The 8,768-nt window shown below is 72.5% G+C and carries 15 protein-coding genes; 9 read left to right on the top strand and 6 right to left on the bottom strand.

Annotation, left to right across the window (positions count from 1 at the left end; genetic code table 11):
* Positions 1–30 precede the first annotated feature (30 nt).
* The 4 genes from BUE45_RS25735 to BUE45_RS32720 form a co-directional block, all read right to left on the bottom strand.
* The gene (locus BUE45_RS25735; protein WP_073382842.1) at positions 31–330 is read right to left on the bottom strand and encodes a hypothetical protein; all 300 of its coding nucleotides are present in this window, start codon (positions 328–330) and stop codon (positions 31–33) included.
* Positions 327–506, bottom strand: coding sequence for a hypothetical protein (locus tag BUE45_RS25730; protein ID WP_073382840.1), 180 nt, complete (start codon positions 504–506; stop codon positions 327–329). Before BUE45_RS25730 ends, BUE45_RS25735 begins: the two co-directional genes overlap by 4 nt.
* A 102-nt stretch (positions 507–608) precedes the next feature.
* Entirely contained in the window at positions 609–935 is a 327-nt protein-coding gene (locus BUE45_RS32725; RefSeq protein ID WP_073382837.1) for a hypothetical protein, read from the bottom strand.
* Positions 932–1,372: a hypothetical protein gene (locus BUE45_RS32720; protein ID WP_073382834.1), complete on the bottom strand. Its 441-nt coding sequence runs from the start codon at positions 1,370–1,372 to the stop codon at positions 932–934. Before BUE45_RS32720 ends, BUE45_RS32725 begins: the two co-directional genes overlap by 4 nt.
* Before the next feature lie 295 nt (positions 1,373–1,667).
* Here BUE45_RS32720 and BUE45_RS25715 point away from each other — a divergent pair, with 295 nt between their 5' ends.
* A complete protein-coding gene (locus BUE45_RS25715) occupies positions 1,668–2,483 on the top strand; it encodes a GntR family transcriptional regulator (RefSeq protein WP_073382832.1) in 816 nt (271 codons plus the stop codon).
* A 472-nt stretch (positions 2,484–2,955) separates the two neighbouring features.
* Here the strand turns inward: BUE45_RS25715 and BUE45_RS25710 are convergent, their stop codons facing one another.
* Positions 2,956–4,053, bottom strand: a complete 1,098-nt coding sequence (locus BUE45_RS25710) for a hypothetical protein (protein WP_143173481.1) — start codon at positions 4,051–4,053, stop codon at positions 2,956–2,958.
* A gap of 18 nt (positions 4,054–4,071) precedes the next feature.
* Positions 4,072–4,347, bottom strand: coding sequence for a hypothetical protein (locus BUE45_RS25705; RefSeq protein ID WP_073382826.1), 276 nt, complete (start codon positions 4,345–4,347; stop codon positions 4,072–4,074).
* A 98-nt stretch (positions 4,348–4,445) separates the two neighbouring features.
* Here BUE45_RS25705 and BUE45_RS25700 point away from each other — a divergent pair, with 98 nt between their 5' ends.
* The 8 genes from BUE45_RS25700 (at position 4,446) to BUE45_RS25665 (ending at position 8,678) form a co-directional block, all read left to right on the top strand.
* Positions 4,446–4,634, top strand: coding sequence for a hypothetical protein (locus BUE45_RS25700; protein WP_073382824.1), 189 nt, complete (start codon positions 4,446–4,448; stop codon positions 4,632–4,634).
* A gap of 151 nt (positions 4,635–4,785) precedes the next feature.
* Positions 4,786–5,148, top strand: coding sequence for a hypothetical protein (locus BUE45_RS25695; protein ID WP_073382821.1), 363 nt, complete (start codon positions 4,786–4,788; stop codon positions 5,146–5,148).
* 64 nt (positions 5,149–5,212) lie between these two features.
* Complete coding sequence (locus BUE45_RS25690; protein ID WP_073382819.1) at positions 5,213–5,629, top strand: hypothetical protein; 417 nt, start codon at positions 5,213–5,215, stop codon at positions 5,627–5,629.
* A 31-nt stretch (positions 5,630–5,660) separates the two neighbouring features.
* Complete coding sequence (locus tag BUE45_RS25685; protein ID WP_073382816.1) at positions 5,661–6,515, top strand: sulfurtransferase; 855 nt, start codon at positions 5,661–5,663, stop codon at positions 6,513–6,515.
* Positions 6,516–6,688: 173 nt separating this feature from the next.
* Entirely contained in the window at positions 6,689–7,297 is a 609-nt protein-coding gene (locus BUE45_RS25680) for a DUF4178 domain-containing protein (protein WP_073382814.1), read from the top strand.
* Positions 7,298–7,305: 8 nt separating this feature from the next.
* Entirely contained in the window at positions 7,306–7,842 is a 537-nt protein-coding gene (locus BUE45_RS25675) for a DUF2617 family protein (RefSeq protein WP_073382811.1), read from the top strand.
* Positions 7,839–8,207 carry a hypothetical protein gene (locus BUE45_RS25670; protein WP_073382809.1) on the top strand — a complete coding sequence of 123 codons (369 nt, stop codon included), beginning with the start codon at positions 7,839–7,841 and terminating at the stop codon, positions 8,205–8,207. The genes BUE45_RS25675 and BUE45_RS25670 overlap by 4 nt, the downstream gene beginning before the upstream one ends.
* A gap of 42 nt (positions 8,208–8,249) precedes the next feature.
* Entirely contained in the window at positions 8,250–8,678 is a 429-nt protein-coding gene (locus BUE45_RS25665; RefSeq protein ID WP_073382806.1) for a DUF350 domain-containing protein, read from the top strand.
* Positions 8,679–8,768 lie beyond the last annotated feature (90 nt).

Genomic DNA, 8,768 nt, shown 5'->3' with positions numbered 1-8,768 from the left:
GCAGGTCCGCGGCGGTGAGCATGCGGGCCATCACCGCGGGGGCGCTGGAGGAGGAGGTGGGCACGCCCATCCCGCCAGCGCCTCCGTCGTCGGTCTGGGTGGTGAGGGCTGGTCGGTGTAGGCGGCGGCCAGCCATGCGGCCGGGTCGGTGTCCCGGTCGTAGCGGGTACGGTCCTCACCCCGGAAGATGCGGGGAAGGAACCGGTGCCGGGGCACCCGGGCGAAGGCGTTGGCGATGTGGGCGGGGGTGCCCAGTTCGAGCAGTGCGTCGACGAGCTGAAGTGCGAGGGGGGAGTAGTCGAGGGGCATGCCCTCGTTCTGCCCGGTCACTTGCCGACCTTGCCGGTGCCGTTGCAGCCGGTGCAGGGCACCCACCGGCGCAAGGACTTCCCGGGGGACGCGCCGTCTCCGGTCTCCCAGGTGCCGCGGGTGCCGTTGCACATGCCGCAGGTCTCCTCCTCTGCGGCGATGGGCGGGGCGGTGGTGGGGGTTGTCAGGGTCGCCATCGTGTCCTCCAGGTTGGTCGGGGGTGCGGGGCCGCCGTGTGTGCCCGGCGGCCCCGCAGGGGGTCGGCCCAGGGTGCGCACTCCGGGCCGGGGTCGGGTGGGTCAGGAGAGCCGGAGCGGGGTGGGTACGCGTCGGGTTCGGAGGCGGTGGACGAGTTGGGCGGGGGTGTATTCGACTTCGGTGGCCCAGCGGGCGCCCGGGTCCAGGGCGACGGCTTTCCACAGGCCGGTGTCGGTGACGCTGATCTGGTGGGAGTGCCCCCACCGGGTGCGCAGGCGGTGCAGGATCGCGGCGCGGTCTTCCCAGAGGTTGCCGAGGTAGTCGGCGTGATGGGTGGTGTGGCCGGGGTCGAGCCAGCACATGCGGGGGCGTCCGCGCTGGTCCAGGGAACGGTCCCCGCACAGGTCCAGGGTGTGGTCGGCACTCATGCGGACACCCCCAGGTTCTCCAACCCCACCAAGGCCCGGAACAGGACCTCGCGGCCCGGCCGCACGGCGCTGACCGGCGGCACCGGACGCGCTGAGGGCATCGGCCGCTCCGGTGACAGCGAGGGCCTCGGCCGCTCCGGGTGCGCGGAGCGCACGGGGAGCACCAGGTGCACCGGGCGGGCCGGGTGCGCGGGGCGGGCCGGGAGCACCGAGGGCATCGGGTGCACGGCCCACACCGGGGGCATCGGGCGCGCGGTGTGCGCGGGGTGTGCGGGGCGGGGCGCACGGCCGGGGCCGGTGCTGGTCGAGCGGTGGTGTCGGCCCGCGGGCGCGAAGCGGCGCACACGCGCGGCCCGGCGGGGCCGCCTGCGGGGAAGCGAGGAGACCGCGAGGGCCCTCACCTCGAAGAGCTGGGACGGGTTCAGGTAGCGCGTCATGCGCAAACCTCCGGTACGGGATGCCAGGTGGGAAGCCCGGCGCACTACGTCATCAGGACGAACACCGTGCGGCCGCGACCGCCGAAGCCAGGCCGCACGGTGCCACGCTCGGGCCGACCGGCCTACGGCACACTGGAAGCGTGACCGCCAACCGCTCCACCACCTATGGGTCAGCACTCGACCGCTGACTTTATAGGGGGTAAACCCTTACGTGTGACGACAGTAACCCCCACTGGCGCGTGGCGCAATAGGGGGGCTAAAGTCCGCAGTGGAGCACCCGACCTGAGGATTCGCCATGGATGCACGGACATTGCATGACATCGCCGCCATGCCCGACCCGCTCGAAAGAGCCCGCGCGGCGTCCGCTGCTATGACCACCCTGCAAGGACAGAGCGTCGAGCTCTCCCGGATCCGCCGGTCCGCGATCATCGACGCCCAGCAGGGCGGCATGCTTCAGGAGGACATCGCCCGACACCTCGGGGTATCGCCCGGCCGGGTCTCCCAGATGAAGAAGGCCGGTACGGACGCGCCGGACCACAAGGCGCCGGTCGGGCCGGTGGAGCCACGGCCGCGTGTCCTCGTGCAGCGGGCGCTGCCGACGCCGCCGAGCACCCGCGGGTCGAAGTCGCTCTACCTCACCGAGGCCGAACAGCAGGGGCTCACCCCGGAGAGGAAGATGCTGTTCGTGGGGCAGGAGCCCGCGAACGAGCATGTCGGCCTGGGACTGCGTGTGGAACCCGGCGCCTCGGTGATCGCTCGCCGGAAGATGTTCTGGGCCAACGGGGTTCCGGTCCGGATCAGCACGTCCTATTTCCGTGTGGACGTCGGCGAGAACACCCGCTTGGACGGGGAGGGGTTCGTGCTTCCCACCCTCCAGGCCGCCATCGAGGACATGGGGCACGTGTTCGGGCACGCCGTCGAGACTCTGACCGCGCGGCCCGCCACCCCGTATGAGGCGGACCTGCTCGACATCCCCGGCGAGTGGGTGGTGCAGGTGCTCCGCGTCAGCTACTCCACCGAGGATGTTCCGATACACGCCCTGGAGACGATCTGCGCGGCATCCCGACACTCGTTCCCGATCGGTCAGGTGACCGGGTCCGACCAGTTCTGAACCCGACGAGAAACGGCCCCGGTCAACAGACCGGGGCCGTTCTACGTCCTGATGACGTTTCCCACGGCCACTGTACTCCGGGCAGCGGACGACGAGGAAGCATTGATGGCCCGCTCTGGTCTTTCGCTGACGTGCTTTGGTGAACTCGACTGGTGGCTGCCGAACGACCGTCACGATTCGATGGACGATCGACTCAGACACCGCCCCGAGATCCCAGCCGCGTGGTGCGCTATCGCGGCACCCGCCGCCGGGCCACCGGCGAACCACGGCCCAACGGCCACCGGCTCATCCGACCTCTCCCCACTTCCCCACCGCAGCGGACCAGACGTACCGCCTTTCCCACCTCACTGCGCCCCTCTCCACTCTCCACCGGCTTGGCTCAGCGTCCGGCACCGGCCGCTCCACCATCGGCGCAGGAACAGGCCCCCGAGAACCCGAATGAGATGACCTCTGAGAAGGGGTCCCGGTCGCCTCAGCCGTGGCCCGGGTGTCCTAGGTGGTGCTGGGGATTCCCGTGGGCGGCGAGACCGTGCAGGGCACGGACCAGTTCCTCCGGTCGGCGGGAGTCCATGCCCAACAGGTCGCCCGCGCGGGTCCGCACGCTCACCGGGGTGTAGCCCACGGGTGTGCTGCCGCCCGCCGCTCCGCCCAGCTGGACGGTCTGCCTGAGGCGGTCGGCGGAACGGGGGTGCGGTTCCACGGCGGCCGTCTCCGGCAGGAGGCGGTCCAGCCCCACCGCGTGGCGGCCCACCCGCAGGGTGCGGTCGGTGAGTCGGATGCGCTTGTTCAGGAACTTGAGGAACGGGGAGGCCAGCAGCGGCAGCACGAACAGCACCAAGAAGAGCAGGCTGAGGAACAGGGCGATGCCGTAGTCCTCGGGGTCGGAACTCACGAACATCAGCGTGAACCCCGCAGCCGCGGCGCCGACGACGGCCGCGCTCCACAGCTTCGGGGTGCGTTCCCGGTGGAGGACCCGCCCCCGGTCTCCGTCCGATACGAGTACGGCGGCAAGGACCCGCCGGTCCCGCTGCTGGACGCGCCCCGTCTGCCGCGCCGCGGGGCCGTCGCCGATGACCGGGGCGTCCTCCAGGTCCAGTGCGACCAGCGCGGCGGCGCCCGCCGCCCGTCCAGCCGTGCTGCCCAGGCGGGAGCGCCGCAGCCCCACGGGGCGCAGCGCCGCGTAGGCGGCGGTCGTCGGCAGCAGGAGCACCAGAACGAGGAAGGACATGCCCCTGGCCGCGTCCTGCTCCCAGAGCAGCCAGAGCGGGGTGAGCACCGCCGCGAGCAGCGGTGCCGTGGCGAACAGCGCCCAGAGGACGCGGTGCCCGCCCACCCTGCCGCTCAGCCACCGGCCGAGGGCACTCAGCGGCTTGACCACGATCCACAGCACCACCAGCCCCAGTACCAGCAGGACCAGGAAGAGTCGGAGGGCGTCCACGGGGCCCATCCCACCCAGTACTCCCAGGAGAAGCGCCGGAACCGAGGAGGCCACGAAGACGCAGTAGGAGATGACGCCCCGGGCCCGCACCGCGCAGCCCGGGGACGCCTCCGTGTTCAGTTGGTCAGTCATCATTGCTCTCTTCGCCCGTTAAGGAAGGGAAAGGGTAACGTCACGGCCGCTGTTCGGCTCCGGCCAGACCAGGAATCCGCGTACGCCCTCGATGGTCCGCTCCGCGCCGAGGACGCCGATCCCCGAGGTCCAGACGCGGTGGCCGATACCGTACGCGTCGCCCGCCGCCACGGCCGGAACCCCGGGGACCAGGTCGTCGCCGGGGTCGACGTCGCCGGTCGCGAACACCACGTCCGCCTCGCTCTGCGGAACCGGTCGGGTCGGGACGGCCTCCTGTTCCCACAGCTCCGGCACAGGGGCCGTCCCCCGGCGTTGCCGTCCGCCCCGCACCTGGCGCACATCCACCGCAGAACCGGGGCTGCTATCACCCGCAGCCAGCTACGGTGAGTTCCATGGCCGCCCACGCCCTCGCCTCCGAGCACCCCGACATCTCCTTCACGCCCCTGCGTCCCGGTGACCACGCCGGGGGCGCGATATGGCACCTGCGCCCCAAGGCGGGCGGGACGCCCATCATGTGGGCCCGCACCGACGAGGACGCCGACCGGTACGCCGAGACCATCGCCAGGGTTGTACGCCGCTGACCCCTCTACACCGGGAACACCGGGGGCGCCCGTACCGGACGCCCCCGGCGGCCGACGACGGGGGCCGTGCGGGGCGGTCCGGCAAACGTACTACCGTGTGTCGTAGACGCGTCGCCGACCTGGGCGGACGGGACCGGTGGGAGGAGACGGCATGGTCGAGTGGCTGACCATGACCATTCAGATGGTTTCCCTGGCGATGGCCGGCTGGTGCCTCGTCTCCACCTTCCGCGACCAGCCCATGCTGGTTCCGCACCTGGTCGGAATGGGCGTTCTGTGGCTCCTGGTGATCGGCCAGGCCGTGGCCACCGTCGCCACGATGGTCGGCGGGGACACCCCCGCCGAGACCGCCATGTTCGTCTCCTACCTGGCCACCGTCGTCCTGCTCCCGCCCGCCTGCGCCGTGTGGGGGTTCATGGAGCGCAGCAAGTGGGGCCCGGCCGTCATCGCGTTCGCCTGCCTGATCCTGCCCGTCCTGTTCGTCCGCCTCGAACAGCTCTGGAGCCCCGTTGCCTGACTCCGCTCCCACCCCTGACTCCTCTTCGGTACCGGCCCCGGCCCCGGCCCGGGAACCCGGGCCCGTGACCGCCAAGACCCTGCGCACCGGCCCCGGCCGCCTGCTGGTCGCCGTCTACGGCGTCTTCGCCCTGGCCGCCACCGCCCGCGGCGTCTACCAGCTGGCCACGAAGTTCGAGGAGGCGCCGGTCGCCTACCTCCTGTCGGTGTTCGCGGGCGTCGTCTACCTCGTCGCCGCCGTCGGCCTGGCCCGCGCCGGGCGCACCTCCCGGCGGATCGCCCTGGTCTCGTGCAGCGTCGAGATGGTCGGCGTCCTGGCCGTGGGCGCCGCTGGCCTGCTGTTCCCCTCGGCCTTCCCCGAGGACACCGTCTGGTCCGGCTTCGGCAGCGGCTACCTCTTCATCCCGCTGGTCCTGCCCGCCCTGGGCCTGTGGTGGATCCTGCACGTGCACCGGCTGGACCGGGACCCCGAGATCCCGTGACCCGGGTGTGACCCGGCGCTACCCTGGGGCCATGTCAGAGCCCCTTCCCCTGCCGGTGGCCGTTTCGGCCGACTGGCTCCGCGCGAACCTCGACCGCGTGGTCGTGGTCGACTCCCGCTGGTACCTGGACGGCCGCTCCGGCCGCGACGCCTACCTCGCCGGCCACCTCCCCGGGGCGGTGTTCGCCGACGTCGACGCCGACCTGGCCGCCCCGGCGAGCCCCGAGGGCGGACGCCACCCGCTGCCCGCCGCCGCCGACTTCGCCCGCGCCCTGGGCCGCCTGGGCATTGGCGACCACTCCCGGGTGGTCGTCTACGACGACGCCGGCGGCTCGGTCGCCGCCCGCCTGGTGTGGATGCTCCGGGTGCTGGGCACCCCCGCCGCCTTCCTCGACGGCGGCCTCGGCACCTGGACGGGACCGCTGGAGGAGGGGGAGCACACCCCCGAGCCCGCGCACCGCACCCCCCAGCACTGGCCCGCCGACCGGGTCGTGCACACCGACACCGTGCGGGCCGCCGCGCGGGAGCCGGGCCAGCTGGTCCTGGACGCCCGCGCCCACGGCCGCTACACCGGGGAGGCGCCCGCCCCGGTGGACGCCCGCCCCGGCCACATCCCCGGCGCGCGCAGCGCCGAGTGGACCGGCAACCTCGGCCCCGACGGCCTGCTGGCCCCGCCCGCGGCCCTGCGCGCGCGGTTCGCCGCCCTGGGCGCCGACGACGCCGTCACCGTCACCGCCTACTGCGGCTCCGGCGTGACCGCCTGCCACGACCTGCTGGCCCTGGAGCACGCGGGCTACACCGCCCCGCGCCTGTACCCCGGTTCGTGGAGCCTGTGGGGGGCGGACGACTCCCTCCCGGTCGAGACCGGCGACCCCGCCGCCGAGTAGGGCGGACGGCCGGACCGGGGGCCGCCCGCGCGCAGGCGCGCGGGCGGCCCCAGTGCTTTCGTCCTGAATTGTGCGGAACCTCCCGCCCGGTCCGGACGTCTGACCTGGCAGTAGGATTGCCCGGCCCGGGGTAGGGCCGCCGACGAGGCTCCCCCCACGCGAAACGAGGAACAGTGGCCATCGAACTCGTGCTCCTGGTGATCGTCGCCCTTGCGGTGGCGCTCGTCGCCGTCGTCTACGCGGTACGTGCCGCGCGGCGCAGCAGCACTCCGCCCCCACCCCCGCCCGCCGCCCCCCACGACCCCTTCGCGAACAACGGTGACAGCACCTCCGGCGACCCCCGCACCCTCAAGGCCGGGGACATGATCGACTGGGGCACCGAGCGCACCTGGATCCGCGGCACGCTCCGCCTGTCCCAGGGCGGCTACGTCTGGGCCGAACACTTCCTGGAGGTCGAGGGCGGCAAGCGCTGGCTCTCCACCGAGGAGGACCCCGACCTGGAGATGGCCCTGTGGACCGGCCGTCCCGACCTGGACCTGACCCCCCACGGCAAGACCATCGAGCTGGAGGGCACCACCTACCACCTCGACGAGAAGGGCAGCGGCTCCTACCGCTCCGAGGGCACCACCGGCCTCAAGGCGCAGGGCGGCTTCGACTACGCCGACTACGAGGCCCGCGACGGCTCCCTGCTCTCCTTCGAGCGCTTCGACCACGGACCCTGGGAGGCCAGCACCGGCGCCAAGGTCGCCGAGGGAACCTTCACCATCTACCCCGGGAGCTGATCCACCCCATGCGAGTCGGCATCAGCGCGCCCTTCGTCGACACCTGCGCCGACGACCTGGTCTGGGCACTGGGACACCCGCTGCTCGAACCCCTCGCCGTCCGCTCCCTGCGGGTCGGCGGCACCGGGGTCGAGCTGCGCGTCCTCGGCGCCTCCCACCAGGTCGCCGTCGCGTCGGCGGACGGCGCCCTGGTGGAGACCGTGGCCTGCCTGCCCGGGGTGGACGGCGCCCTCCCGGGCAGCGCCGAACGCCCCCACGGCGGGGGCCGGTACCGGTTCGACTCGCAGGTGGAGACCCTCACCCGCACCGAACTCGCCCGCCGGGTGGACCACCTCCACCGTGAGGTCGCCGACGACCCCGGCGGCCTCCTCGTCGCCTTCCCCGGTGACCCGTTGGCTGTGACCGCGCTGCACCTGAACCTCGATGGCGCATGCGGCGACGGGGGCCCGCTCCACTGGCGCACCTGGCACGCCTACCCCCAGAGCGGGGAACTCGTGACCACGCACTCCACCGTGTACGCCCACCCCCGCGGAGACAACCCATGAGTTACAACAACGGACACGCACAGCCGGAGAACGGCAGGAACGTCGTCGTCACCCTCTTCGTGGTGCTCGGCGGTATCGTGCTGCTGCTCATCCTGTTGGCGGCCTGCTCCAACAGCAACAATTCCAACAACGCCTACTGCCCCGACGACGACTACGTGTCCGACCCGGCCTATGACGACGACGAGTGCGAGCGCTCGTCCGGCTCCTCCTCCGGCGGCGGCGGCGGCGGATTCTTCTTCTTCGGCGGGTTCGGCGGCTCGGGCGGTTCGAGTAGCGGCTACAACGACAACAACAGCAGCAGCAGCGGTGGCAGCAGCGGCAGCGGAAGCGGCTTCCGCGGCGGCGGCACCGGCTTCGGCAAGTGACCCACCCGACCACACACCCCTTCCCCTAACGAGACCTGGACCATGAACGAGATCCTCTTCAACAGCCTCGCGGCCCTCGCCTACGCCGGGGTCGGCGTGGTGATCCTCGCGGTGGGCTACCTGCTCATCGACCTGCTCACCCCGGGCAAGCTGCACAAGCTCATCTGGGAGGAGCGCAACCCCAACGCGGTCATCCTGGTGTCGGCCAACACCCTGGGCGCGGCCGTCGTCGTCACCACGGCCATCCTCTCCAGCGACTCGGAGATCGGCCTGGGCGCCGGGCTCCTGTCGACCGCCGTGTACGGGCTGATCGGCCTCGGCGTCATGGCCCTGTCGTTCCTGCTCATCGACCTGATCATCCCGGCCAAGATCGCCCACATGATCAGCAACCCCGAGCCGCACCCGGCCACGTGGGTGAGCGCCTCCGCCCACCTGGCGATCGCCGCCGTCGTGGCCGCGGCCCTCACCTGACCCCGGTTCCGCCGCGCTCGCGACCCGCGGGCGCGGCGGAGCCCCTCCCGGCGGGCCCACCGACGCACCGGGGGCCCGCGGCCCTGGACC

It is taken from the genome of Nocardiopsis flavescens, from assembly GCF_900141985.1.
GTDB classification, from domain to species: domain Bacteria; phylum Actinomycetota; class Actinomycetes; order Streptosporangiales; family Streptosporangiaceae; genus Nocardiopsis; species Nocardiopsis flavescens.
Note: the sequence above shows the minus strand (reverse complement) of the source record. Positions and strands in the feature narration are given on the sequence as shown.